Origin of the sequence: Rhodococcus sp. IEGM 1351 (assembly GCF_030056875.1) — a bacterium.
Classification (GTDB): Bacteria; Actinomycetota; Actinomycetes; order Mycobacteriales; family Mycobacteriaceae; genus Rhodococcus_F; species Rhodococcus_F opacus.
The window spans coordinates 1-220 of record NZ_JASHKU010000181.1 but is presented as its reverse complement, the minus strand read 5'-3'; the positions used below and the strand labels follow the sequence as shown (position 1 = coordinate 220).

Annotated in this window: 1 pseudogene; it reads right to left on the bottom strand. The window is 71.4% G+C overall.

What is annotated here, in order from left to right:
• Positions 1-220, bottom strand: a pseudogene (locus QM806_RS41220) (hypothetical protein); the annotation flags it as partial.

Genomic DNA, 220 nt, shown 5'->3' with positions numbered 1-220 from the left:
ACACTGCTCAGGGAATCGTGGGCCCGGACGGTATCGACGTGGGCGCGGGGAAGCATCGCGTGCCCGGCGGTGCGGGTCGGAAAGTCGAGGATCCGGTCGAGCAGGGGCGACAGTTCCCGCGGCAGCTCACCGGCGTCGCGGGATTCGGCGACGAGGTGTTCGAGGTCCCGCACGGTGGCCGAGTGATCGACGTCGTGGACCGGCGCCATCCGCAGCGCGC